Consider the following 23,235-nt stretch of genomic DNA (forward strand, 5'->3'; position numbering starts at 1 on the left):
ACCCGACCGAGCCGGAGCGCGAGCTCGTGACGGCCTCGGTCGGCGCGCAGGGCGCGGCGCAGCCGCAGAAGCACCTGGCGACAGCGTCCGCCGCGGAAACCGGCGGCGGCGCAGGGTCGTTCACCCCGAACGGCAACGGCATCCTCGGCGCCGTCCGCACCGGCGGCGGCGAGGCCGTGGCGCACGCCGCCATCACCCTGATCTCGACCGGCGGCCGGCAGATCAGCCGCTCCGTCACCGACTTCGGCGGCGCCTACAGCCTCGACGTACCCGGCGCGGGAACCTACGTGCTGATCGTCGCGGCCGACGGGCACCAGCCGCAGGCCTCGACGGTCACCGTGGACGGGGAACTCCTCTCCCACGACATCGTGCTCACCGGTACCGGCGGCCTCGCGGGCCTTGTGCGCGAGTCCGGCGGCCGGCCGGTGCCCGAGGCGCTGGTCGTCGTCACCGATGTCCGCGGCGAGGTCGTGGCGACCGCGCGCACCGGACTGCACGGCGACTTCGCCTGCGGCGGCCTGGTGAACGGCATGTTCACGCTCGCCGTCAACGCGCCGGGCTTCAGGCCCACGGCGCAGCAGGTGGAGACCGGCGCGCAGGGCGTGACCCGGGTCGAGCTCGTGCTCGGCGTCGGCAAGCGGGTGCAGGGCGTGGTCCGGGCCGGCACGGAGGACGGCCTGTTGGCCGACGCGCGGGTCACCCTGGTCGACGCGGCGGGCAATGTGATCGCCACGACGACGACCGGGTCGGACGGCGCGTACGCCTTCACCGACCTCGACGCGGGCGACTACTCGGTCATCGCCACGGGGTACCCGCCGGCCGCGCAGACGCTGCGGGTGGGCGACACCGAGCCGGGCGATCTCGACATCAGGCTGAGCCACCCGGAGGCGTAACTCCCTTACGTCAGCGGTCCAGGGGCGGCGCCCACCGAAGCAGGTGGGCGCCGCCCCTACTGATGCGCAGTACAGCAGTACGGGCCCGTCGCCTCCCCGGATGTGGGAGCGTGGCGATGATCAATATCTCGAACTCCCCGCAAGAGAGAGCACGTTGGCGATGGACCTGGATACCCGCCGGAGACGGACGGCACTGTTCCTCTTCTTCCTCATACCCGGCCTGTCGATGTCGTCATGGGTGACCCGGACTCCCGACGTACGGGACCAACTCGGCGCGTCGACCGCACAGATGGGGCTCATCCTCTTCGGGCTCTCCGTCGGCTCGATGATCGGCATCCTGTGCTCGGGAACGCTCGTCAGCCGGTTCGGATCCCGTCCCGTCATGGGCGTGGCGACGGTGCTGATCACCTGCAGCATGGCGGTCATCGGCCTCGGCGCGATGGCGTCCTCCGCACCCCTCGTCACCGCGGGACTGCTTCTCTTCGGCGCCGGAATGGGCGGGGGAGAGGTCGCCATCAACATCGACGGCGCCGAGGTGGAACGGATCACCGCGCGCACGATCCTGCCGACGCTGCACGGCTTCTTCAGCCTGGGGACGGTCCTCGGGGCGGCGGTCGGCATCCTGTGCACGGCGGTCGACTTCCCCGTGCAGTGGCACCTGATCGCCGTCGCCGTGGTCACCACCGCCATGTTCGGCTACGCGATCCGGGCCATCCCCACCGGCGTCGGCAGAGCGACGGGCGGCTCGCACACGGAAGGGCCCGCGGGCGGCGCGTCCAAGGCGAAGGTGTGGCGGGACCGGCAGCTGCTCCTCCTCGGAGGCATCATCCTCGCGATGGCGCTCGCCGAAGGAGCCGCGAACGACTGGCTGCCGCTGCTCATGGTCGACGGCCACGACATGGACGCCGCGCTCGGCTCCGCCGTCTACACCGGCTTCGCCGCCGCGATGACGATCGGCCGGTTCGTCGGGGGGTTCTTCATCGACCGGCTCGGCCGCAAGCCCGTCGTGCGGGCCAGCGCCGTGTCGGCGACGCTCGGCATCGCCCTGGTCGTCTTCTCCGACTCCGCCGTCCTCGCCAGTGCGGCCGTGCTGTTCTGGGGGCTCGGCGCCTCGCTCGGCTTCCCCGTCGCGCTCTCGGCGGCCGGTGACTCTGGCGAGAACCCGGCGGCGCGGGTGAGCCTCGTGGCGATGCTCGGCTACGTCGCGTTCCTCGTCGGACCGCCGTGCCTCGGCTTCCTCGGGGACCACTACGGGCTGCGGACGGCCATGGTGGTCGTGCTCGCCTTCACCACGGTGGCCGTCTTCCTCGCCCCGGCGGTGGGGGCCCGCTCCCCGGCGAAGGTCGCCTCGCGGACCGATGCCGAGCGGTCGCGGCAGCACTGCGAGTGACCGCGGTGGGCCCCGCCCGTGGAGGCGGGGCCCGGTGCGGCTACGGCCCGCGACTTCGGCCGGATCCGTCAGGCAGGCGTTACGGCAGTGTGTGGCCCGCCGCCCTGAACAGCCGGTACCACTCCTCGCGGGTCAGCGGGATGTCCGAGCCGGCCGCCGACTCGGCGACCCGCCCGGGGTTGGTGGTGCCGAGCACGACCTGCATGTCGGCCGGGTGCCGGGTGATCCAGGCGACCGCGATGCCGGTCGGTGTCACCTCGTACTTCGCGGCCAGCTCGTCCAGCGCGGTGTTCAGCTCCGCGTAGTTCTCGCGGTCGCCGATGAAGACACCGTCGAAGAAGCCCTTCTGGAACGGCGACCAGGCCTGCAGGGTCATCTTGTTGAGCCGCGAGTAGTCGAGCAGCCCGTTGTCCCGGCTCACCGACTGGTCGAGCCCCGCCATGTTCGCGGCGACACCCTGGGCGATCAACGGGGCGTGCGTGATGCTCAGTTGGACCTGGTTGGCTACCAGCGGCTGACGCACCGCCGACTTCAGCAGCTCGACCTGGCCGGGCGTGTGGTTGGAGACACCGAAGTTCACGACCTTGCCCGCCGCGTGCAGCTCGTCGAAGGCCGCCGCGACCTCCTCCGGCTCGACGAGGGTGTCGGGGCGGTGCAGGAGCAGCATGTCGAGGTAGTCGGTGCGCAGGGCCGCGAGTGACTCGTCGACGGTGCGCAGGATGTGCTCACGCGAGAAGTCGAAGAAGCCGGGCCGGATGCCGACCTTGCTCTGGATGACGATCGACTCGCGCTCCGCGGTGCTCAGCGTGACCGCCTGCCCGAAGCGTTCCTCGCAGGCGTGCCGCGTGGGCCCGTAGATGTCGGCGTGGTCGAAGCTGTTGATCCCGGCGTCGCGGGCGCTGTCGTAGAGGGCGCGGATGTCCTTGTCGCCCATCTCGGCGATGCGCATGAGACCCAGGACGACGTTCGAGGACGGCGCCTTGGCACCGGGGAAGGAGATCGATTTCATGGAGCCATCCTCGCAGAGCCGGTCAGGACTCGTCGGGATCCGAAAGCGCGTACAGCTTCGGCAGGTTGACCACGATGGCCTCCTGCGTGCTGCGGGCGATGACGACCACGGCCTCGTCGGACGGGTCGGGGTTCTCCTCGCGGTGCGGCACGTAGGGCGGGACGAAGATGTAGTCGCCGGGCGAGGTGCGCAGCCTGATCTCCTCCTCGCCGGCGCCCGAGTCGTCGAGGAACACGAACTCCGGGTGCCCGCTCACCACGTAGATCGCTGTCTCGGACTCGCCGTGGTGGTGGTCGGAGGACGCGGTCGACGGGGCGACATGGGTCTGGCCCATCCACAGCTTCTCGGACCCCACCGTGTTCCCGCTGACGGCGGCGAAGCGCCGCATGCCGCCGCTCTGCGCGGTGTCGCCGTCCAGGGCACCGGCGCGGACATGGTGCAGCCGCGAACGCAGGGGAGCGGAGGCGGAGTTCGGGGCGTCGTGGAGATGGGGGTGGAAGCCCTCACCGGGTGTCGTCAACGGCTCGGTCATGGTGGCGACGCTAGAGCGGCGACAGAAAAGATGTCAAGAGGTGTCCATTGGCTCTCACCTGCGGCAATGTTCCCGCAATGTTCGGGCCGGTATGCGCCCGGACCTTGCCCTGCGGCGGTCTTCGGGCATCATGTGGCCATGCATATCTCCGCGAAGGCGGACTACGCCACGCGTGCGCTCCTCGAGCTTGCCCGCGCCCCCGAACGCCCGCTCACCTGCGAGGCCATCGCCGATGCCCAGGGCATTCCCTTCCGGTTCCTGAAATCGGTGGTGGGCGAGCTGCGCAGGGCCGGCCTTGTGCGCAGCCAGCGCGGCTGCGTGGGCGGGTACTGGCTGGGTGTGCCGGCCGACGCGATCACGCTGCTCGATGTCACCCGCGCCGTCGACGGCGAGCTGATCACCCTGCGCGGCGACCCTCTGTCCGGGCTCGGCTACGCCGGAGCCGCGCGAGGGTTGCCGGAGGTGTGGCGGCGGATCGAGTCGGACGCCGCCGCGGTGCTGGGCGGAGTGACGGTGGCGGCGCTGCTGAAAAAGGCCGAGGTCGAGGACGGGGCTGAGTCCGTCGCCGCGAAGGGCGCCGCGTGAGGGGCGATCCGGTGACGCGGCAGCTCGAAGTCGTCGAGTACACCGACCCGTTGTGTCCCTGGTCCTGGGGCTCCGAGCCGACCTTCCGCAGGCTGCGCCAGGCGCTGGCGGGGCAGGTCCGCTGGCGTCGCGTGTACTGCATCCTCTTCGACGACGACGATGACCCGGCCCCCGACCCGGCCGCGGAGACCGCCTGGTACGCGCGCTACATCGAGGAGGTCGGCGCGCACACCGGCGCCCCGTACGCCGCCCGTCTGAGCCGGGTCGCGGTGAGCTCCTGGCCCGCGTCCCTGGTGGCAAAGGCGGCGGAGGCGCAGGGGGAGGAGTCGGCCGCGTGGGCGCTGCGCCGCTTGCGCGAGACGGTCTTCGTCCTGGGGGAGCCCGCCGACACGCTCGACCTCGCCCTGAGCGCCGTACGCGACGTCCCCGGACTCGACCCCGACCGGCTGCGCAGTGACGCCACATCAAATCCCGTACGGGAGGCGGTCGTTGCCGATCGCGCCGAGGCCCGGCGACCGGTGGCAGAGGTGCTCGCGCCGTCGCCCGGTGACTCGCCGCACCCCGGCGGGGCGAAGGAGACGGACGACGGTACGGGGCTGCGGTACGCCCTGCCCACGGTGCTGGTGTGCGGGGAGGCGGGGCAGCGGGCGGTGCCGGGGTGGCGGCCGTACCGCGAGTACGTCGCGGCCGTGGAGGAGCTGAGCCCCGGACTGATCGCACCAGTGCGAGGGCTGCCCGCCGATGAGGCGCTGCGCCGCCACCGCACGCTGACAGAACCCGAGCGGACGGCCCTGGTGCACGGGCCCTGGCCGCCCCCGGACGCGGTCCGTGCCGATACCGCGAACGGCCCGCTGTGGCTCTGCCCGAGTGAGGCCGAGGTGCATCCGGCGACACGCCCCAGCGGCAATTCCGGTCCGCTGTCAGTGCGTTGACCAGCGACATCGACGCGTCCCGCGTAATGAGACACCAATTGGTGTCCATTGACAGCCGGGTATCGGGCGGGTCAGGATGTGCAGCATGCTGACGACGCACCCCGGCGTGGTGTGCCGCTACGTGGACCTGCGGCGCACGTGTAGCGCACTCTGTCGCTGACCCTCTCCGCCTCCATGTAGCTTCCAGCGTGCCCGAACCCCGTCCTGCGGATGCCTCGGGCGCTGATTCCTGACGGCCGGCTCCTCGAGCCGCTCATCCGTCATGCCTCCTTCACCACGTTCCGCCCTGCCCACCGGCGTGCCCCCGCGCATTCCGTGGGGTGGCTGCGCGTGCCTTGTCCTTCGCTCCTCCGCGCTGCCCTCGAAGCGCGGGAGCCGTCGCAGAGAGACACTCATGTCCGGACGCCCCATGCCCAGAACGCGCCGACGAACCCTGAAGGCCGCCGCCCCGGCCGCCGGGGCCGCCCTCCTCCTCGTCTCCACCCTCAGCGGATGCGGCGGCGACAGCGCCTCGGCGGCGGGCGGAGGCGGAACCCTGAAGTGGACGTCCACCTACTTCCCGACCCACTGGGACCCGGTGGTCGGCGGCAGCGGCGCCCAGTTCCGTGAACTCTCCATGGTCTACGCCTCGTTGACCCGCACCGACGAGAAGGGCGACGCGGTCCCCGACCTCGCCAAGAGCTGGGACTACAACAAGCGCGGCGACCGGATCACGTTCCACCTGCGCCCGGGACAGAAGTTCAGCGACGGAGAACCCGTCGACGGGGCCGCGGTCAAGGCGGCGATCGAGCGGGCCAAGAAGCAGAAGAACTCCGCCCTCTTCGGTGATCTCACGTCGATCGAGTCGGTGCGCGCGAAGGGGCTCGACGCGATCGTCGAACTCACGCAAGTCGACTACCAGATACCGCAGTTGCTCGGCCAGCGCGTCCTCCAGATAGCCAGCCCCAAGGCGGCCAGGTCGCCGGCGAAGCTCGACCAACAGCCCGTCGGCGCAGGACCGTTCACCGTCACCCAGCTCGTCCCCGGCACCAAGGCCGTCCTGAAGAAGAACCCGAAGTACTGGGACGCCAAGAACATCCACATCGACCAGGTCGAACTGACCTCGGCGCCCGACGCCTCCACCGTCGTCTCCGGACTGCAGACCGGCGTCTACAACTTCGCCGACATCGCACCCAGCCAGGCCGACGCCGCCAAGAAGGCCGGACTCGACGTCTTCGTACAGCCCGGCTTCAACGCCTCCAACATCAGCCTGAACGTCAACAAGAAGCCGTTCGACAACGACAAGGTCGTCGACGCGGTCCGCCATGCGATCAACCGTCAAGAGTTCGTGGACAAGCTGACGTTCGGCTACGGGGAAGAGACCGACCAGCCGTTCCCCAAGGGATACACGGCCTACGATCCCAAGTCGGCGAACGCCTACCGGTACGACCCGGCGAAGTCGAAGAAGCTGCTCGCCCAGGCCGGACACAAGGCGGGTGACATCAAGCTCGACCTCGTCATCCCGGAGGAGCAGCCCGAGGCCGAGATCGTCCAGTCGCAGCTCGCCAAGGTCGGCATCAAGGTCAACATCAAGATCGACAAGAACTGGGCGACACCGTTCTTCGCCAAGGACCTGACGTTCTCCCTGTACTCGACGACCGGACGCGACTCCGCCGCGCAGACCCTCACCGCGCACTTCGGTCCCGACGGGCCGCTCAACCTCAGCACCCCGTACGAGCCGAAGGGCTTCGAGGACGCCATCGCGAAGGTCCGCGAGACCCGCATCGACGACCCCGACTACCCGAAGGTCCTCCAGGCCGCGACCCGGGCGGGACTGCACAGCAGGGCCCTGGTCTTCACGTACTCCCAGCCGAACCTCATCGCCAAGAGCAAGACGGTCTCCGGCCTCCCGAAGAACCCGGCCCACATCGACTGGACCGGCGTCACCATCAAGCCCGGGACGTGAGCGGCATGCCCGACACACGCAAACGAACCCACACGCGCAAGAGAGCCGCGCACATCCTGGGCCGCGTCCTGGCCACCGCCGGGCGCTCCGTGGGCATCTTCATCCCGGTCTTCGTGGTGGCGACGTTCGTGACGTTCGCGCTGCGATCGATGAGCGGACTCAGCCCGGCCCGCATGCAGTTGGGGGAGACGGCGACCCCGGAGGCCATCGCCCGCGTCGAGGCCCAGTGGGGACTCGACCGGCCCTTCCTCGCCCAGTACGGCGACTGGTTCAACGGCATCCTGCACGCCCGGCTGGGCACCAGTTGGAGCAACGGCTCCGACATCTCCACCCTCATCGGGACCGGCCTCGGCGTGAGTCTGTCCGTGGCGGGCGCCGCGCTCGTCATCGGCGTGGTCCTGGGCTTCGCCCTCGGCACCGTGGCCGCGCTGCGCCGGACCACCTGGATCGACCGGGCGGTCACCGGCTTCGTCACCGTGATCTCGGTGATGCCGGCGTTCGTCGTCGGCATCGTCCTGGTCACCGTGTTCGCCGTCGGACTCGACTGGTTCCCGTCCGCCGGATACGTGCCGCTCGCCCAGGGCTTCGGGCCGTGGTCGCTGCACATCCTGCTGCCCGCTCTCGCGCTCAGCTGCGACGTCGTCGCCGATGTCGCCCGCCAACTGCGTACGAGTCTCATCGCCGCCTCCACCGAGAACTACGTGACCGGGGCCGTGGTCCGCGGACTCAGCCCCCGGCGGATCTTCCTCGGACACGTCCTGCGCAACGCCCTCGGCCCGACGCTCGCCACCCTCGGCCTGAAGTTCCCGGCGCTCGTGGGCGCCTCCGTCGTCACCGAATGGATCTTCGGCCTGCAGGGCTTCGGCCGGTTCGCCAACGACGCCGCGCAGACCGGCGACGTACCCGCCGTCCAGGGAGTGCTCGTGGTGTCGATCGTCCTCGTCGTCGGCTTCAACCTGATCGTCAACCTGGTCCTGGCGCGCGTGACGCCGGCCGCTCAGCGGGGGGTGTGAGCCACGATGATTCGCCGCGTACTCGCCCTCACCACGGGCCGCATCGCCGTCGTCATCCTCACCGTCGTCGCCCTGCTCGCGCTCCTCGGCCCGCTGCTCGCCCCGCAGGGCCCCCTCGCGACGAGCGGAGACACCCTCGCCGCCGCCTCGTGGGAGCACTGGCTGGGCACCGACTACCTCGGCCGCGATGTGCTCAGCCGGCTCCTCGACGGATCCCGCGTCAGTGTCCTCGGCTCGCTCGAAGTCGCCCTGACCGCACTGGTCGTGGGGTCGATCCCGGGAATTCTGTCGGTGTACCTGGGCCGCGTCTTCGAGTGGCTGACACTGCGGCTCGCCGACACCCTCGTCGCGCTGCCGTTCCTGCTGTTCGCGGTCGCGGTGATCGCGCTCCTCGGCAACGGCATCACCCAGGCGATGCTCGTGACCGGCGCCCTGGTGTCCCCGCTGTTCTACCGGGTGTCCCGCGCCGCCACGCTGGCCGTGGCCCGATCTCCGTACGTGGAGGCCGCGTTGATATCCGGGGCCTCGATCGGCTGGATCGTCCGGCGCCATGTCTGGGCAAAGGTCCTGCCGCCGCTCGCGGTCGCCCTCGCGCAGACCATCGGCACCGGCTTCGTGATCGTGTCGAGCCTGACGTTCCTCGGCATCGGCGTCCAGCCGCCCGAACCCACCTGGGGCGGGCTGCTCGCCTCCGACCTCGGCTACCTCGGCCAACAGCCCTGGGCCCCGCTCCCGCCCGCCCTCCTGATCATGGCGACGGTGTGGGCCGCGAACCTGCTCGCCGACGCCATCCGCGACGTATCGGGCACGGCCACGAGCACCCGTACCGCCGCCGGCGCCGGCAGGAACCAGACCGCCACCGCCGGAGGTACGACATGACCACAGCGCCCACCGACCTCGCCCGCGAGCAGGACCACGAGGACGACACCCGGGCCGCCCCCGTGCTCTCCCTGCATGACGTACGCATCGCAGACACGGCCACCGACCGGGAGATCGTGCACGGCGTCCGCCTCGACCTCAGGCCCGGCACGACGATCGGCATCGTCGGCGAGTCCGGCAGCGGGAAGACCCTCACCTGCCGGGCGGCGCTCGGCATCCTGCCACCGCACTTCGAGATCACCGGCGGCCACGTCGAACTCGACGGCACCGACACCGCCACCCTGACCCCGAAGCAGTGGACCCGGCTGCGCGGCACCGCCATCGCCGCCGTCTTCCAGGACCCGGCCTCCTACCTCAACCCCTCGATCCGCGTCGGCGCACAGCTCGCCGAGGTGCTCCGCGTGAAGAAGGGCCTCAAAAGGCGCGAGGCGCGGGAACGGGCCATCGAACTGCTCCGCACCGTGCACCTGCACGACCCGGAACTCAGCTACGACCAGTACACCCACGAACTCTCCGGCGGCATGCTCCAACGCGTCCTGATCGCCACCGCGATCGCAGCCGAGCCCCGCATCCTCATCGCCGACGAGGCCACGACGGCACTCGACGTCACGGTCCAGGCCGAGATCCTCGACCTCCTGGCGGACCTGCGCGACCGCGCGGGGCTCGCCCTCGTAGTCGTCTCCCACGACCTCGCCGTGGTGGCCCAACTGTGCGACGAGGTGCTGGTCATGAAGGAGGGCACCGTCGTCGAACAGGGCCCCACGAGCGAGGTGCTGCACGCCCCGCGGCACGAGTACACCCGGCTGCTCATCGCCGAACACGAGCTGTACGGCCTCGAAAGGTTCCGCACGACGGCCGCTTCTTTGAAGGGGGACTCATGAGTGACACCACCCCGCGTTCCGTACTCGACATCACGTCGCTCGACGTCCACTACGGCCCCCGACGGCGCCGCCGCCAGGCCCTGCGCGAGGTCTCGCTCAGCGTCGCGCCAGGCGAGACGCTCGGGCTCATCGGCGAGACCGGATCCGGCAAGTCCACCCTTGCGCGCGCCGTCCTCGGCCTCGTCCCCGCCACATCCGGCACCATCACCGTCGGGGGAGTGGACGTGACCGCCCACAGCCGCCGCCAATGGCGCGGCCTGCGCCGCCGAGGCGTGATCCAGTACGTCTTCCAGGACCCGCTGCGCAGCCTCGACCCGGACCTGACCATCGAGGAGTCCCTGAGCGAGCCGCTGCGCGTCGGCGGCGTGCCGCGCGCCGAGACGGCAGAGCGGATCCGTGAGTACCTCGAACGGGTGCGCCTGAGCGTGGAGTTGCTGAGTCGCCTGCCCGGTGAACTCTCCGGTGGGCAGCGTCAACGCGTCGCCGTGGCACGGGCGTTGGTGACACGGCCCCGCCTCGTCATCCTCGACGAACCCGTCAGCGCCCTCGACTCCGCCAACCGCGTCCAGATCCTGGAGATCCTCAAGGAGCTGCGCGCGGACGGCACCGCGCTGGTGTTCATCTCCCACGACCTCGGCTCCGTCGCCGGAGTCGCCGACCGCGTAGCCGTCCTGTACCGCGGCGAACTCGTCGAGACAGGTGCGACGGACACCGTCGTCAACGAGCCGCGACACCCCTACACGCGCCTCCTGCTCGGCTCCGCACCCACCCTGCACGGCGCCCCGGCCGACCGGGCCGAACGCGCGGCGCTGCGCGCCCTGCTCCCCGCCTGAGCCACCAGCCGCCCGTCGCCCGCACCCATAGAGAGGCACACCCCATGCCCCGCAAGAAGATCCACCTCGCACTGCACCCCTACGGCGTCGGCGGCCCCGGCCAGCACGGCCTGTGGAAGGACCCGCGCGTCGCCAACGACGCCAGCATCGACATCAACTACTACATACGGCAGGCGCAGGCCGCCGAACACGCCCTGTTCGACGCCCTGTTCGTCGTCGACAGCCAGTTCATCAACGCCACCTACCCCTCCCACTACCTCAACCGGCTCGAACCCCTCACCCTGCTGTCCGCCGTGGCCACGCACACCCGGCACGTCGGCCTCGTCGGCACGGCCAGCTCGACGTACAACTCGCCGTTCAACCTGGCCCGCCGCTTCGCCTCCCTCGACCACATCAGCGGCGGCCGGGCCGGCTGGAACGTCGTCACCAGCTTCGACACCGGTACCTCGCGCAACTACGGCTTCGAGGAACACCTCGACTACGCCACCCGCTACGGCAGGGCCCTGGAGTTCGTCGAGGTCGCCCGCGGACTGTGGGACTCGTACGAGGACGACGCGTTCCCCGCCGACGTCGAACGCAACGTGTTCCTCGACCCGGCCAAGCTGCACGAACTCAACCACGTGGGCGAGCACTTCAGGGTCGCAGGCCCGCTCAACCTGTCGCGCTCTCCGCAGGGCCATCCGGTCATCTTCCAGGCCGGTGTCTCGGAGGAGGGTCGTGACCTCGCCGCCCGTGTCGCCGAAGGCATCTACGCGCCCGGCGGATCCCTCCAGCAGGCCCAGGAGTACTACACCGACATCAAGCGCCGCACCGCCGCCCACGGCCGCGACCCCGAACACATCAAGATCTTCATCCACGGCGGCCCGGTCGTCGCCGCCACCGACGAGGCCGCCCGCCGTCGCGAGCGCGAGATCTTCGAGGAGGACAACGACTTCGACCGCCATCTCGCCCTGCTCGGCCGCTCCTTCGGCGCGTACGACTTCAGCGTCCACGACCTCGACGCGCCGTTCCCCGACGTCGGGCATCTCGCCGAGAAGGGCGGCAGGACGGGTGCCACGAAGATCATCGAACGGGCGCGGACCGAGAACCTCACCCTGCGCCAAGTCGCCCAGTCCGTGGCCGAGTTCCGCCGTTCCCCGTTCGTCGGGGCGCCGGAGACGGTCGCCGACCGGATCGAGGAGTGGTTCGACGCCGGCGCCTTCGACGGCATCAACCTCGCCTTCCGTACCGAGGACGAACTCGACCTCTTCGTCGACGGCGTCGTACCGATCCTCCAGAAGCGTGACCTGTTCCGTACCGCGTACGAGGCCGACACCCTGCGCGGCCACCTCGGCCTGCCGATCCCGGCCAACCGCCACACCACCGAATCCGCGCCCCTGGGAGCCCTGCGATGACCCGCCAGTTCACCGACCACCTCGCCCCCGAGGGGCTGCTCACCCGCGGCACCGTACTCGTGGTGCCCGGACGCGGCGAGACACGCGCCGTGTACGAGCGGTTCGGCAAGCGGCTCGCCGCGGACGCTTACCGCGTACGGGTCGTGGACACCCCGGACCTGAGCGGTGACGACCTCGACGCCACCCTCGACACCCTCGTCGAGCAGCTCGCCGAGGCCGCCGACGGCACGGCGTCCGAAACCGGCGGAACCGCGGCCGCCCCGCTGGTCCTGGTGGGCTCCGACAGCGGCGCCGCGGCGGTCGCGGCGCTCGTCGCGGATCCGGGCCGTGCGCACCGGCTGCGGGCCGACGCCGTGGTCCTGGCGGGACTGCCCGGCAGGACGGCCGCCGGCGCCGAGGCGTGGGACGAGGAACTCGACGTCCGCACCTCCTGCCCCACACACCGTGGCGTGCTCACGGACGACACCTGCGTACGCCGCGGAGAGCTGAACACCCCTGTACAGGAACGGGTGTTGGAGCTGGCGAACGACAGTGCGGCCGACCTCCCGCACCTGCTCCTGGTCGGCGACGCCGACCCGCTGGCGGACCGCGACGCCCTCGCGCTCACGGCGCAGAAGCTGACCCGGGCCCGCTTGGCCGTCGTCCACGGCGCCCACCACGACGTGCTCAACGACAAGCAGCACCGCTCGGTGGCCGCGGAGGTCGTGACGTTCCTCGAAGCCCTGCGCGAGGACCTGAAACCCGTCGTGACGGTCGCGTCGAGCGCATGGTGAACGGCGCCACCCGGAGGTGGTGTCCACAGCCTCCCGCCCCCACCCTCACCTCTCACGAAAGGCCCCACCATGGCCACCATCCTTTCCGTGTCGGGCAGCCCCTCCGCGACGTCCCGCACCGCGCGACTCCTGGAACACCTCGACGAACGGCTGCGCGACCAAGGTCATGAGGTGACCTCCTTGCAGGTGCGCACCCTGCCGGCCGACGCGCTGCTGGGCGCGGAGTTCGGGCACCCGGCCATCGTCGAGGCCGTCGCCCGGTTCGAGCGCGCGGACGGCATCGTCATCGGCACACCCGTCTACAAGGCCGCCTACTCGGGCCTGTTGAAGTCGCTCCTCGACCTGCTCCCGCAGTACGCCCTGGCCGGAAAGACCGTACTGCCCCTCGCGACGGGCGGCACCACGGCCCACGTCCTGGCCCTCGACTACGCGCTGCGCCCGGTCCTGAACTCGATGGGCCCGCACCACATCCTCCCCGGCTGGTTCACCCTCGACCGTGACGTCACGGTCGGCGAAGACGGGGAACTGGTCGTCGCCAAGCCGTCCGCCGAGGCGCTCGCCGAGGTCACGGACCGGTTCTCCGCGGCGCTCGGCGGACGGGTGGTGGCACTGGCGAAGGCGGGGTGACCGCCAGCCCGCGGTGAGGGTGCTTCGCATCAAGTGGGCGGCGCGCGACCGCCGCTTCAGCTCTGGAGCGCCGCCTTACGGTGCCGCTCCGTCAGGCGCGAGCCGGATTCGCGGCGGGCGGCGCGGCGCAGCAGGGGGATCGCGAGCAGGAAGCCGAGGACGGACCAGACGGTCAACACCAGGGCCACCATGGGTAGTTCCCAGGAACCGACCGGCTCGGCAGCCCGTGCCGCATCCGGCAACGGCGCCGAACGCAGGCCCTGCGCCATCCACTTGAGCGGGAAGACCGATGCCACCTGCTGCAACGGAACGGGCAGCACGGTGAGCGGGAACACCGCCCCTGAGGTGACCAGCAGCCCCATCACCGGCAGCATGATCAGGGCCAATGCCTCACGGGGGTTGGGCAGCACCGCGCCGATGGCGGCGCCGAGCGGCACGACGGCCAGCAGCCCGAGCGTCGTGACCCACGCCAGCGTCAGCCAGCCGCCCGGCCCCTGCGGCACGGGACCGTCGGCCACCAGCGCCGCGGCCGCCAGGAGCAGAGCCAGGGTCGCGACCGAAACGACCACGATCAGCAGGCACTTGGCGACCAGGTACGCCGGAATCCCGCCGGGCGTGGCACGCAGCCGCAGCAGGGCGCCCTCCTCCCGCTCTGTCACAAGGATCTGCGGGAGCGTGACGAGTCCGATCTGGAAGAGGAGATACGCGGCGAAGCCCGCTACAACCAAGTGCGCCATCGGCGTTTGGGTGCCCGGCACGTCGCTGCTCATGTACGCGGCGATGACCAGCGCCACGACCACATTCGTCAAGTGGCCGGACATCTCCTTGCCGTTGCGCACGAGATGCCGCAGCTCGATGCCGCCGCGCTGGACCCCGGCGCGCCAACTGTTCGTCATGGACGGATTCCTCATGCGGCCCGCGACTCCTCGTCCTCGCTCTTGCCCTCGTCCGACTCCGGACCCATGTCCGTGCCGTCGGCCGCCAGGTTCACCATGTGCAGATACGTGTCCTCGAGCGTCGGCCGCCGGACCTCCAGGCCGGCGATCGGGCCGGACGCGTGCCGGTGCAGATCCCAGACGAGCTGCGAGGGGTCCACGGTGCGTTCGCGGCGAGGTGTGCCATCCTCGGCCGTCCAGCGGACCTCGGCCCGGGCGGCGGCCCGCCGGGCCAGCTCGGCGGGTGTGCCGCAGGCCCGGATCCGGCCGCCGACCAGCATGGCGATCCGGTCGGCGAGCCGCTCGGCCTCCACCAGGTCATGGGTCGTGAGCAGGATGGTGACACACTCGTCCCGGGCCAGACGCTCGACCAGGGCATGGAACTCGTACCGCGCCTCCGGGTCGAAACCGGTGGTCGGCTCGTCCAGGAAGAGGAGTTGGGGGCGGCCGACGATGCCGAGGGCCACGTCGAGGCGCCGACGCTGTCCGCCGGAGAGCCGGGCCACCTGCCGGTCGGCATGGTCGTTGAGACCGACGAGAGCGAGCAGTTCGGCCGGGTCGCGCGGCTCGGGGTAGTACGTGGCGAAGTGCCTCAGCAACTCGCCGACCCGCCAGCGGCCGTGATCGCGCCACGACTGGAGAACGAGCCCGATGCGCGCCCGCCACGCGTCGTCGCCCCGCTCCGGATCCGTACCGAGCACGCTCACTTCTCCCGCGGAACGGCGCCGGAAGCCCTCCAGGATCTCGACTGTGGTCGTCTTCCCCGCCCCATTGGGACCGAGCAGCGCGAAGACCTCGCCGCGGTGGATGTCCAGGTCCACGCCGTGCAGGACGTCGATGTCGCCGTACGTCATCGTGATGTCGCGGGCGTGCACGACGGGCCGTTCGGATGTGTGCTCCGCCGTCATCGTCCCGCCCACGAGGTGGTGGGGACCGCCGAGCCCGTGCCCTGGACGATCGCCCGGAGCGCCGCGATGTGGCCCTCGAAGGCGGTGCGCCCACGGTCCGTCAGCCGCACCCTGGTGCGCCGGTTACGACCACCGCCCTCTTTACGGAGCTCCAGATACTCCGCTTCCTCAAGGGTGTGCAGCTGCTTGGAGAGCGCGGAGTCGCTGAGTGAGAGGCTGTCACGGACGAAGGAGAACTCCGCCCACTCCGTGGCGGCGAGCAGCGAGACCACCGACAGCCGGGTGGCGGGGTGGATCAACTCGTCGAAGCCCGCGGGAACACTCATCGGCCTGCCTCCGCGGCAGTGACGGGCGTACGAACCTCGTGGCTCCGCGCCGACCTGGCCGCCCAGCGGCTCGTAGGCCCCACGAACAGTACGAACACCGCCGCCGAGACCGTGGCCTGGATCAGACTGCCGGTCATCGGCTCCAGCGAATCGACCAGGTGTCCGGAGAGCAGCACCGTCCCGCCGGTCACCACCGCTCCCGCCACGAAGGTGGCGAACATGCGGGGTGTGCACCGGGTGTGGTGCAGGAGCACCCGGCTGCGTCGCTGATGGCGCACGGCAAGGCCGCTCAGCAGCGCGACGTACGCGGCCATGACCAGGCCCACGCCCCACCCGGGCAGCTCCAGGCCCAGGCCTGCCAGGAACAGCCACATGATCGCGGCCGTGGCCCAGGGGCTGCCCGAGCCGGCCGCCGCCGACCGCTCCACCTCGTCGTACACCCGCTCCTGCGGCACACGAATGCGCTGCAGATCCCTCCATGCCTGCTCGGCATCGACCGGCGTGCTCACGCGTCTCGCCCTCCCGTGACCGCTCTACTTTCCCAGAAGGAAAGTTACGCTCGACTTTCCGTGCGGGCAAGTAGAAACGGTTGCCGAGTCACCTCTGCCGGCGCAGGTCCTTCAACTGGGCCGACTGGGCCCGCAGCTTGCCGAGCATCCAGCCCTGGAACAGCCCGACGGCGAGGCCCGCGGCGACCGGGCCGTACTTGGCGAGGAGAGGCCCCGCGACGAGCGAGAGACCGTCGAGTTCGGCGGGCGCGGGCGCGGGTGTGCGCGCGGTGGCGGGCGCGGGCGACGTGGCAGCCGTCGAGGCGTTGGGATGCGCCGCCGCGCCGGTCCCCTGATCGAGCAGCAGGTTCCCGAGGTTCTGCGCGAACTGTTGCAGGATCCGGTCCGAGACCGTCGCGATCGCGCCCTTCCCGAACTGGGCCAGCTTGCCGCGTATCAGCAGATCCGTGCTGAGTTCGAGGCGCGCGCCCTCGGGGGCCTCGCCGATGTCGAGGATCACCTCCGCCTCGGCGTCACCGTTGCCGTGCGTGTCTGCGCCGCTGGCGTGGACGCGCAGGCGGCGCTTCTCCGCGTCGACCTCGAGGAAGCGCACCGTCCCCGCGTACGCCGCGCTGATCGGGCCCACCTTGACCTTGACGGCGCCCCGCCAGGCATCACCGTCCCGGCCCTCGAGCGCCGCGCCCGGCATGCAGGACGCCACCTTTTCCACGTCGCTGACGAGCGCGAACACCGCGTCCGGGGCGGCGTTGACGACGACGGTGTTGGTCAGCTGCATGCTGTCTCCTCGATGGTGGTGCAGGTCCTGGCGCAGCCGGCGCGGCGGGCGCTGGCGCAGGAGTCGATCGCCTCGACGATGGTCTGGTAGCCGGTGCACCGGCACAGGTTGGCGGCCACGACCTCGCGGATCTCGTCCTTGGTCGCCTCCGGGCGCTCCGCGAGGAAGCCGTCCGCGAGCATCAGGAATCCGGGTGTGCAGAAGCCGCACTGCAGGCCGTGGTGCTCGGTGAACGACCGCTGCAGATCGCCGAGTTCACCGGTCGCCGGGTCCGCGAGGGATTCCACCGTACGGATCCGGGCGCCCTCCGCCTGCGCGGCGAACATCAGGCAGGCCCGCGCGGGCCGCTCGTCGACCAGGACCGTGCAGGCCCCGCAGATGCCGTGCTCGCAGCCGACATGTGTGCCGGTCAGGCGCAGGTCGTGGCGGAGCACGTCGACGAGGGTGCGGCGCGGCTCGGTGATCACCTCGTGCTCCTCGCCGTTGACGTTCAAGGTGAGCAGGAGCAGGTTGTCCGGGGTGGTGGTCATGAGGTGGGCTCCAGGCTTGAGGAATCCAGGTTCAGGGCGCGGTGCACCGTCTCCGGGGTGATCGGCGTGTGGTCGAGTTCCGTGCCGGTGGGGCGCAGCGCGTCGTTGACGGCGTTGAGGACCGCGGCGGGCGCGCCGATGGTGCCGCCCTCGCCGGTGCCCTTGGCGCCGGTCTCGTTGAACAGGCACGGTGTCTCGAGGTGGTGGATGAGCACGTCGGGTATCTCGTGGGCGGTCGGCACCTTGTAGTCCATGAAACTGGTCGCCGAGGGCTCGCCCTGCGCGTCGTACGTCACCTGCTCGAAGAGCGCGCCCGCGATGCCCTGGGCGATGCCACCACGGCACTGGCCCTCGACGACCTGCGGGTTGATGGCGACTCCGCAGTCCTCGACGCACACGTACCGCAGGATCTCCACCTGCCCGGTGCCCTGGTGGAGTTCGACGACGGTCGCGTGCGTGGCATTGGAGAAAGTGCCGTCGTTGAACACGTCGAAGGTGGCGGTGGCGCTCAGTCCCGGCTCGATGTCACGGGGCAGCAGATGGGCGCGCAGATACGCGACATCGGCCAGTTCCTCGTGCGTGAGGACACTGCCATCCGCGCGCCGCACACCGCCGTGCGTCAGCTCGACCTCGCTCGGGTCGCACTCCCAGAGCGCCGCCGCGATCCGGCACAGCTTCGCGCCGAGCTTGGCCGCGGCGAGCCGGACCGCGCTGCCGCCGATGGTGACGGAGCGGCTGGCGAAGGTGCCGTAGCCGTACGTGATCCGGTCGGTGTCGCCTTGATGCAGCTTCACCTTCCGCAGGTCCAGGCCGAGTTCGTCCGCCGCGATCTGCGCGAGCGTCGTCTCGTGGCTCTGTCCGTGGCTCATCGTGCCGCTGGTGACGGTGAGCGCTCCGCTGGTGTCCATCCGCACCTCGGAGACGTCGAAGCCGGGGACGACCTGCATCTTGCGCTGGGCGAAGGCCGTGGACCCGTACCCGGTGCGCTCGCTGAAGCAGGAGTAGCCGATGCCGAGGTATCGGCCCTCGGCCGCGGCGGCCGCCTGCTTCTCGTACCAGCCCTCGTCCTTGACGAGCCGCTCGCACAGGTCGAGCGACTCCAGGTAGGAGCCCGGGTCGTACGTGATGTTGTTGACGCCCGTGTAGGGGAACTCGGTGATGACGTTGCGGCGGCGGATCTCGACCGCGTCGAGGACCAACTCCCGAGCGGCGCGCTCGAAGAGACGCTCCATCACCATCACGTACTGCGGCCGGCTCACCCCGCGGTACGGGGCGGTGGGCGCCTTGTTGGTGGTGACCGCCCGGCCGCGCACCCGGTAGGCGGGCACCTTGTAGACGCCGGGCATCTCCGCCGAGGCCATCAGCGGCTCGATGCCGGCGGTGAACGGGTAGCAGGAGTACGCGCCCATGTCGCACACCACGTCCGCGTCGAGCCCCAGGATGTGTCCGTCCGCGTCGAAGGCGGCCCGGACGTCGTAGTGCTGCTCGCGGGCGAGGAACGAGGCGGACAGCGCGTCCTTGCGGTCCTCGATCCACTTCACGGGCCGGCGCAGGCGCAGCGCGGCGGCGGCCGCCGCGATCTCCTCGCGGCCCACGACGCACTTCTGGCCGAAGCCGCCGCCCATGTCGGGCACGACGACCCGCACTGCCCGCTCGTCGAGGTGCAGGCAGCGCGAGGCCACCGTCCTGACCTGGTGCGGGACTTGAGTGCAGGTGTTGAGGACGAGCTGTTCCTCGCGGTCGTCCCAGTGCGCGACGGCCCCGCGTGTCTCCAGCGGGAGGGCGTTCTGCCGGCCGGTCCGCGACTCGACGTGCACGACACACTCGGCCGAGGAGAAGACCTCGTCGATGCCTTCCGTGGCGAACAGGGAGACATCCACCAGGGTGTTGCGCGCGGCCTCCTCGTGCACGAGCGTGGCGCCGGGCGCGAGTGCCTCGGCCTCGCAGGTGACCGGGGGCAGCGTCGTGTAGCGGACCTTGGCGGCTTCCAGTCCGTCCTCGGCGGCGTACGGGTCCCGGGCGACCACGATCGCTACAGGCTCGCCGACGTAGCGCACCCGGTCACGGGCGAGCACCGGCATGGCTGTGGGCACGAACTCCGAGCGGGGGCGGCCGAGTTCGGCGGTGATGTCCGTCAGGTCCAGGTCCTCGGCGGTGAAGGCCGCGACCACGCCCGGCACCTCGCGTACCGCCGTCAGATCGACGGAGGCGAGCTCGCCGTGCGCGACCGTGCTGCGGACGAACTGGGCGTGCAGCATGCCGGGCAGCGCGATGTCGTCGACGAACCGGCCGCGCCCGGACAGCAGCCGCGGGTCCTCGCGGCGCGCCACCGACTGCCCGGTCAACCGCCCGTTGGTGTCTACCGAGTGTGTCATCGGCTGATCCGGGTGTGTCATCGGCTCATCGCCTCCTCACAGGCACGCAGGACCAGCGTGCGGACAAGCTGCTTGCGGTAGTGGGCGCTGCCAGAGCCGTCCGACGGGGGCTCGACGCCCTCGGCCGCCGCCTCCGCGCAGTCGACGAAGGTGCCGCCGTCCGCGAGCACCGCCTCCGCCTGCGGCACCCGGACCACCATGGCCGCGACCCCGCCGAGCGCCACCCGGCCGCCGCGTACGGAACCGTCCGTCACGTCGAGGTCAACGGCGGCGGACACCAGCGCGAAGTCGCCCTGGCGCTCGGCGAATTCGGTGAGCGCGGCATGCGGCGCCGGGTGCGGGAAGACGACCTCGACCAACAGCTCGTCGGGGTCGAGCACGCTGGAGTAGTAGCCGAGGAAGAAGTCCCCGGCCGCGATGTGGCGCTCACCGCGCGGCCCGCGGGCGACGAACTCCGCCCGGAGCGCGAGCGCGAGCAGACACCACTCGGCGGTGGCATCCGCGTGCGCGATGCTGCCGCCGATCGTGCCCCGCGTACGGATGGGCAGGTGCCCGATCCACCGCATGGCCTCGCGCAGTACCGCGAACTCACGGCCCAGCACACCTTCCGGGTCGCTCTCCACCGTGTGATGGGTGGTGAGCGCCCCGATGCGCAGGGCGCCCGCCGCGTCCCGGCGCATCCCGTCGAGTTCGCGCAGTCCCGCGATGTCGACCAGGTGACCGGGGCGTGCGAGCCGGAAGTTCATCATGGCGACCAGGCTCTGGCCGCCGGCGATGACCTTCGCGTCATCGCCGAGTTCGGCCAGCAGCCGGGTGGCGCCGTCGACGTCACGAGCCCTGTGGTAGCCGAAGGGGGCTGGTTTCATGGTTCTCCTGGCCTTCCTGGTTTTCCTGTCGCGGGGACGGCCGACCGTCGGCGTCGTGATCCGTGTCGTCCAGCTCCCGTCCCTTCGTCTCCGGCGCCGCAACGGCCATCCACACCACGGCGACGAGCACGGTCGCGCCGAGCACCGCGAATGTCAGTGGCAGGCCAAGCAGCGGCCACAGCACCGACCCGAAGAACAGCGGGGCGAAACCGGTGAGCGCCCGGCTGACCGAGGACGCCCAGCCGAAGCCGCTGGCCCGCAGTTCGGTCGGGTACAGCTCGGATACGTACGCGTACAGGGCGGGGATGGCGAGTTGGGCGAGGAAGCCGAACACGCCGATGGTGATGACCGAGCCCGTCGGCATGTCCCGCACGATCGCGAAGATCACGAGGGCGAGCGAGGCGACCGGGGCCGAGACACCGATCAGCCACTTGCGGCCGACCAGATCGACCAGGGCCGTCGAGACGAGCACACCGACGATGCCCACACCGCTCATCAGCGTCGTGCTCATGAACGCGGCCGTGTCACCCTGCCCCTCCTCCTTGAGGATGGAGGGCATCCAGCTCAGCGCCGCGTAGTACACGAGCATGATGGTGGCGAACAGCAGCCAGGCCACCGAGGTGATGCGCGGGCTGAACTTCCAGATGTTGCGCAGCTGTTGAGCGGCAGCCGCCACCCCGCGCGGGCCCTCGTCCGGCACCGGCTCGGGGATGACGTACGGCTCGACCGGCGCGCCCGTGCGGGCCACCAGGTCGTCGATGACGACACGTGCCTCGGCCTCGCGGCCCTTCTTCGTCAGATAGATGGGTGACTCGGGGATGCCGCGGCGCGCCCAGAAAAGCAGCAGCGCGGGCAGCACCATGGTCGCGAGCATCCAACGCCAGTTGCCGTCGAGGGACAGCATGCCCGTGGACACGAGCCCGCACAGGGTCACCCCTACCGGCCACCAGGCGTCGAGCGCGGTGAGCACCCGGCCCCGGTACTTGCGCGGCGAGAACTCGCCCACCAGCGCGTAGTCCACCGGAATGCAACCGCCGAGACCGACTCCCGCGAGGAAGCGCAGCAGCAGGAAAACCTCGTACGTGGGGGAGAGCGCGCCCAGGACCGAGAAGATGGCGAAGATCAGCAGGGTGACACTGAACGCCTTCTTGCGGCCGATCCGGTCGGCGACCGCGCCCCAGGCGATGGCACCGACGGCCATGCCCACCAGGTTGGCGGTGGCGACGAGCCCTCGTGCGCCGAGGGAGAGGTCGAAGTGCTGGCCCAGGAGCGGCATGAGGAAGCCGTTCAGGGCGATGTCGTATGCGTCGAAGAGGTAGCCGAGACCTCCGATGATGAAGATCTTTCCCTGGACGTTCCATCTCCAGGGGAGATCCTGAACGATCTGATCGCCTGTTCTCATGTGCGCTCCACAGGGTCGTGTCGGGGGACGAACTGCGACGGGAGGTGCCTGAGTTACTGATGAGGCGGGGGAGCAGTGGGGGAATGAAGGTAATCCGAGCACGTACGATTGCCTTTGGCAAGGGGTCGCGCGGGGAGTTAACCAGGTCGTTTCACGGTGCGGTCGGGCCGGCCAGCAGGCTGCCCGCGTTCGGCGCCAGCGGCGGCAGGCCCAGTTCGGAGAGGATCCGGAACGCCGTCGCGGTCGCCGCGGAGAGGACCGGCAGTCCCAGCTCGTCCTCGACCGGCTGGATCGCCGGAAGGGACGGCATCTGCACGCACGCGGACAGCACCAGCGCCTCCGCGTCGCCGAGCTTCAGGCGCTTGTAGTGCTCCCGCAGGTCCTGCGGGTCGAGCCGGGCGACGGCCAGGTTGTCCGGCACCTCCAGGCTCAGCGCGTCCACCACCTCGACGCCCGCGTCCTCGATGTAGTCGGCGACCTTCTGGGTCAGCGGCTTCATGTACGGCGTGACAATGGCGACCTTCTTCGCACCGAGCGCGGCGATCCCGTCGAGCAGCGCCCCGGCACTGGAGACCACGGGCACCAGCGCCTCCTGGGCACGCAGCACGTCCTTGATCTCGTCCTCTGCCGTGCAGTGGTGGCCGGGGCCCTGCGCCATGATGGCGACGAGGCAGGCCGTCGCCACGACGTCGGGCCGGGCGTCGGCCAGCTCCAGGACTGCGCGCTCCGTCTGCGCGTTCATCGCCCGCAGCTCCTCGGGCGTGACGTGCTTCATGCGCATCCGGCTGCTGTGGAAGACGAAGCGGTCCTCGGGGGAGACGGCCTCGCGCGCCCGCATCAGGCGGGGGAGTTCGGTCTCCATGGTGAGGTTCGAGCTGGGGACGATCATCCCTATGTGGTGGTCCGGCATGGTTCGCTCCAAG

General features: G+C 70.6%; 24 protein-coding genes. 12 read left to right on the top strand and 12 right to left on the bottom strand.

Features of this window, described 5'->3' with window-relative positions:
* Nucleotides 1–26: 26 nt before the first annotated feature.
* Both ACWD2L_RS10785 and ACWD2L_RS10790 read left to right on the top strand, forming a co-directional pair.
* The gene (locus ACWD2L_RS10785) at nt 27–893 is read left to right on the top strand and encodes an MSCRAMM family protein (protein ID WP_451189387.1); all 867 of its coding nucleotides are present in this window, start codon (nt 27–29) and stop codon (nt 891–893) included.
* 160 nt (nt 894–1,053) lie between these two features.
* Complete coding sequence (locus tag ACWD2L_RS10790; RefSeq protein WP_451188709.1) at nt 1,054–2,283, top strand: MFS transporter; 1,230 nt, start codon at nt 1,054–1,056, stop codon at nt 2,281–2,283.
* A 79-nt stretch (nt 2,284–2,362) separates the two neighbouring features.
* Here the strand turns inward: ACWD2L_RS10790 and ACWD2L_RS10795 are convergent, their stop codons facing one another.
* The gene (locus ACWD2L_RS10795) at nt 2,363–3,292 is read right to left on the bottom strand and encodes an aldo/keto reductase (RefSeq protein WP_451188713.1); all 930 of its coding nucleotides are present in this window, start codon (nt 3,290–3,292) and stop codon (nt 2,363–2,365) included.
* Between the two features lie 22 nt (nt 3,293–3,314).
* On the bottom strand, nt 3,315–3,824 hold the full coding sequence (locus tag ACWD2L_RS10800; protein WP_451188716.1) for a cupin domain-containing protein: 510 nt from the start codon (nt 3,822–3,824) through the stop codon (nt 3,315–3,317).
* A 138-nt stretch (nt 3,825–3,962) separates the two neighbouring features.
* Here ACWD2L_RS10800 and ACWD2L_RS10805 point away from each other — a divergent pair, with 138 nt between their 5' ends.
* The 10 genes from ACWD2L_RS10805 (at nt 3,963) to ssuE (ending at nt 13,686) form a co-directional block, all read left to right on the top strand.
* Complete coding sequence (locus ACWD2L_RS10805) at nt 3,963–4,409, top strand: RrF2 family transcriptional regulator (protein ID WP_451188719.1); 447 nt, start codon at nt 3,963–3,965, stop codon at nt 4,407–4,409.
* A complete protein-coding gene (locus tag ACWD2L_RS10810) occupies nt 4,406–5,341 on the top strand; it encodes a DsbA family oxidoreductase (protein WP_451188722.1) in 936 nt (311 codons plus the stop codon). The genes ACWD2L_RS10805 and ACWD2L_RS10810 overlap by 4 nt, the downstream gene beginning before the upstream one ends.
* 409 nt (nt 5,342–5,750) lie before the next feature.
* Nucleotides 5,751–7,286 carry an ABC transporter substrate-binding protein gene (locus ACWD2L_RS10815; protein ID WP_451188725.1) on the top strand — a complete coding sequence of 512 codons (1,536 nt, stop codon included), beginning with the start codon at nt 5,751–5,753 and terminating at the stop codon, nt 7,284–7,286.
* 5 nt (nt 7,287–7,291) lie between these two features.
* Nucleotides 7,292–8,299: an ABC transporter permease gene (locus ACWD2L_RS10820; protein ID WP_451188728.1), complete on the top strand. Its 1,008-nt coding sequence runs from the start codon at nt 7,292–7,294 to the stop codon at nt 8,297–8,299.
* 6 nt (nt 8,300–8,305) lie between these two features.
* Nucleotides 8,306–9,178: an ABC transporter permease gene (locus ACWD2L_RS10825; RefSeq protein ID WP_451188731.1), complete on the top strand. Its 873-nt coding sequence runs from the start codon at nt 8,306–8,308 to the stop codon at nt 9,176–9,178.
* The gene (locus ACWD2L_RS10830) at nt 9,175–10,059 is read left to right on the top strand and encodes an ABC transporter ATP-binding protein (protein ID WP_451188734.1); all 885 of its coding nucleotides are present in this window, start codon (nt 9,175–9,177) and stop codon (nt 10,057–10,059) included. The genes ACWD2L_RS10825 and ACWD2L_RS10830 overlap by 4 nt, the downstream gene beginning before the upstream one ends.
* A complete protein-coding gene (locus ACWD2L_RS10835) occupies nt 10,056–10,892 on the top strand; it encodes an ABC transporter ATP-binding protein (RefSeq protein WP_451188737.1) in 837 nt (278 codons plus the stop codon). The genes ACWD2L_RS10830 and ACWD2L_RS10835 overlap by 4 nt, the downstream gene beginning before the upstream one ends.
* Nucleotides 10,893–10,936: 44 nt before the next feature.
* The gene (locus ACWD2L_RS10840) at nt 10,937–12,286 is read left to right on the top strand and encodes an LLM class flavin-dependent oxidoreductase (RefSeq protein ID WP_451188740.1); all 1,350 of its coding nucleotides are present in this window, start codon (nt 10,937–10,939) and stop codon (nt 12,284–12,286) included.
* Nucleotides 12,283–13,059: an alpha/beta hydrolase gene (locus tag ACWD2L_RS10845; protein WP_451188743.1), complete on the top strand. Its 777-nt coding sequence runs from the start codon at nt 12,283–12,285 to the stop codon at nt 13,057–13,059. The genes ACWD2L_RS10840 and ACWD2L_RS10845 overlap by 4 nt, the downstream gene beginning before the upstream one ends.
* A gap of 69 nt (nt 13,060–13,128) precedes the next feature.
* Nucleotides 13,129–13,686, top strand: coding sequence for an NADPH-dependent FMN reductase (gene ssuE, locus ACWD2L_RS10850; protein WP_451188745.1), 558 nt, complete (start codon nt 13,129–13,131; stop codon nt 13,684–13,686).
* 56 nt (nt 13,687–13,742) lie between these two features.
* Here the strand turns inward: ssuE and ACWD2L_RS10855 are convergent, their stop codons facing one another.
* The 10 genes from ACWD2L_RS10855 to ACWD2L_RS10900 all read right to left on the bottom strand — a co-directional run bounded on the left by ACWD2L_RS10855 (nt 13,743) and on the right by ACWD2L_RS10900 (nt 23,222).
* Nucleotides 13,743–14,582 carry an ABC transporter permease gene (locus ACWD2L_RS10855; RefSeq protein WP_451188747.1) on the bottom strand — a complete coding sequence of 280 codons (840 nt, stop codon included), beginning with the start codon at nt 14,580–14,582 and terminating at the stop codon, nt 13,743–13,745.
* Between the two features lie 11 nt (nt 14,583–14,593).
* Nucleotides 14,594–15,529, bottom strand: a complete 936-nt coding sequence (locus tag ACWD2L_RS10860; RefSeq protein ID WP_451188750.1) for an ABC transporter ATP-binding protein — start codon at nt 15,527–15,529, stop codon at nt 14,594–14,596.
* Nucleotides 15,526–15,855: a transcriptional regulator gene (locus ACWD2L_RS10865; RefSeq protein WP_451188753.1), complete on the bottom strand. Its 330-nt coding sequence runs from the start codon at nt 15,853–15,855 to the stop codon at nt 15,526–15,528. Before ACWD2L_RS10865 ends, ACWD2L_RS10860 begins: the two co-directional genes overlap by 4 nt.
* The gene (locus ACWD2L_RS10870; RefSeq protein ID WP_451188756.1) at nt 15,852–16,364 is read right to left on the bottom strand and encodes a hypothetical protein; all 513 of its coding nucleotides are present in this window, start codon (nt 16,362–16,364) and stop codon (nt 15,852–15,854) included. The genes ACWD2L_RS10865 and ACWD2L_RS10870 overlap by 4 nt, the downstream gene beginning before the upstream one ends.
* Nucleotides 16,365–16,452: 88 nt before the next feature.
* On the bottom strand, nt 16,453–17,139 hold the full coding sequence (locus ACWD2L_RS10875) for an SRPBCC family protein (RefSeq protein WP_451188759.1): 687 nt from the start codon (nt 17,137–17,139) through the stop codon (nt 16,453–16,455).
* Complete coding sequence (locus ACWD2L_RS10880) at nt 17,130–17,669, bottom strand: (2Fe-2S)-binding protein (protein ID WP_451188762.1); 540 nt, start codon at nt 17,667–17,669, stop codon at nt 17,130–17,132. Before ACWD2L_RS10880 ends, ACWD2L_RS10875 begins: the two co-directional genes overlap by 10 nt.
* A complete protein-coding gene (locus ACWD2L_RS10885) occupies nt 17,666–20,044 on the bottom strand; it encodes a xanthine dehydrogenase family protein molybdopterin-binding subunit (protein WP_451188765.1) in 2,379 nt (792 codons plus the stop codon). The genes ACWD2L_RS10880 and ACWD2L_RS10885 overlap by 4 nt, the downstream gene beginning before the upstream one ends.
* A 17-nt stretch (nt 20,045–20,061) precedes the next feature.
* On the bottom strand, nt 20,062–20,910 hold the full coding sequence (locus tag ACWD2L_RS10890) for an FAD binding domain-containing protein (RefSeq protein ID WP_451188768.1): 849 nt from the start codon (nt 20,908–20,910) through the stop codon (nt 20,062–20,064).
* Nucleotides 20,873–22,312, bottom strand: a complete 1,440-nt coding sequence (locus tag ACWD2L_RS10895; RefSeq protein WP_451188771.1) for an MFS transporter — start codon at nt 22,310–22,312, stop codon at nt 20,873–20,875. Before ACWD2L_RS10895 ends, ACWD2L_RS10890 begins: the two co-directional genes overlap by 38 nt.
* A gap of 151 nt (nt 22,313–22,463) precedes the next feature.
* A complete protein-coding gene (locus ACWD2L_RS10900) occupies nt 22,464–23,222 on the bottom strand; it encodes a maleate cis-trans isomerase family protein (protein WP_451188774.1) in 759 nt (252 codons plus the stop codon).
* Between the last annotated feature and the right edge of the window lie 13 nt (nt 23,223–23,235).

Source organism: Streptomyces sp. NPDC002754 (assembly GCF_053592315.1).

Excerpts from the sequence above, each read along its gene's own strand:
- ACWD2L_RS10820 (WP_451188728.1), top strand. The coding sequence starts at position 7,292 with ATGCCCGACACACGCAAACGAACCCACACGCGCAAGAGAGCCGCGCAC.
- ACWD2L_RS10800 (WP_451188716.1), bottom strand. The coding sequence starts at position 3,824 with ATGACCGAGCCGTTGACGACACCCGGTGAGGGCTTCCACCCCCATCTC.
- ssuE (WP_451188745.1), top strand. The coding sequence starts at position 13,129 with ATGGCCACCATCCTTTCCGTGTCGGGCAGCCCCTCCGCGACGTCCCGC.
- ACWD2L_RS10880 (WP_451188762.1), bottom strand. The coding sequence starts at position 17,669 with ATGACCACCACCCCGGACAACCTGCTCCTGCTCACCTTGAACGTCAAC.
- ACWD2L_RS10790 (WP_451188709.1), top strand. The coding sequence starts at position 1,054 with ATGGACCTGGATACCCGCCGGAGACGGACGGCACTGTTCCTCTTCTTC.
- ACWD2L_RS10840 (WP_451188740.1), top strand. The coding sequence starts at position 10,937 with ATGCCCCGCAAGAAGATCCACCTCGCACTGCACCCCTACGGCGTCGGC.
- ACWD2L_RS10885 (WP_451188765.1), bottom strand. The coding sequence starts at position 20,044 with ATGACACACTCGGTAGACACCAACGGGCGGTTGACCGGGCAGTCGGTG.
- ACWD2L_RS10805 (WP_451188719.1), top strand. The coding sequence starts at position 3,963 with ATGCATATCTCCGCGAAGGCGGACTACGCCACGCGTGCGCTCCTCGAG.
- ACWD2L_RS10875 (WP_451188759.1), bottom strand. The coding sequence starts at position 17,139 with ATGCAGCTGACCAACACCGTCGTCGTCAACGCCGCCCCGGACGCGGTG.
- ACWD2L_RS10830 (WP_451188734.1), top strand. The coding sequence starts at position 9,175 with ATGACCACAGCGCCCACCGACCTCGCCCGCGAGCAGGACCACGAGGAC.
- ACWD2L_RS10900 (WP_451188774.1), bottom strand. The coding sequence starts at position 23,222 with ATGCCGGACCACCACATAGGGATGATCGTCCCCAGCTCGAACCTCACC.
- ACWD2L_RS10855 (WP_451188747.1), bottom strand. The coding sequence starts at position 14,582 with ATGACGAACAGTTGGCGCGCCGGGGTCCAGCGCGGCGGCATCGAGCTG.
- ACWD2L_RS10865 (WP_451188753.1), bottom strand. The coding sequence starts at position 15,855 with ATGAGTGTTCCCGCGGGCTTCGACGAGTTGATCCACCCCGCCACCCGG.
- ACWD2L_RS10795 (WP_451188713.1), bottom strand. The coding sequence starts at position 3,292 with ATGAAATCGATCTCCTTCCCCGGTGCCAAGGCGCCGTCCTCGAACGTC.
- ACWD2L_RS10825 (WP_451188731.1), top strand. The coding sequence starts at position 8,306 with ATGATTCGCCGCGTACTCGCCCTCACCACGGGCCGCATCGCCGTCGTC.
- ACWD2L_RS10835 (WP_451188737.1), top strand. The coding sequence starts at position 10,056 with ATGAGTGACACCACCCCGCGTTCCGTACTCGACATCACGTCGCTCGAC.
- ACWD2L_RS10845 (WP_451188743.1), top strand. The coding sequence starts at position 12,283 with ATGACCCGCCAGTTCACCGACCACCTCGCCCCCGAGGGGCTGCTCACC.
- ACWD2L_RS10890 (WP_451188768.1), bottom strand. The coding sequence starts at position 20,910 with ATGAAACCAGCCCCCTTCGGCTACCACAGGGCTCGTGACGTCGACGGC.
- ACWD2L_RS10860 (WP_451188750.1), bottom strand. The coding sequence starts at position 15,529 with ATGACGGCGGAGCACACATCCGAACGGCCCGTCGTGCACGCCCGCGAC.
- ACWD2L_RS10895 (WP_451188771.1), bottom strand. The coding sequence starts at position 22,312 with ATGAGAACAGGCGATCAGATCGTTCAGGATCTCCCCTGGAGATGGAAC.
- ACWD2L_RS10815 (WP_451188725.1), top strand. The coding sequence starts at position 5,751 with ATGCCCAGAACGCGCCGACGAACCCTGAAGGCCGCCGCCCCGGCCGCC.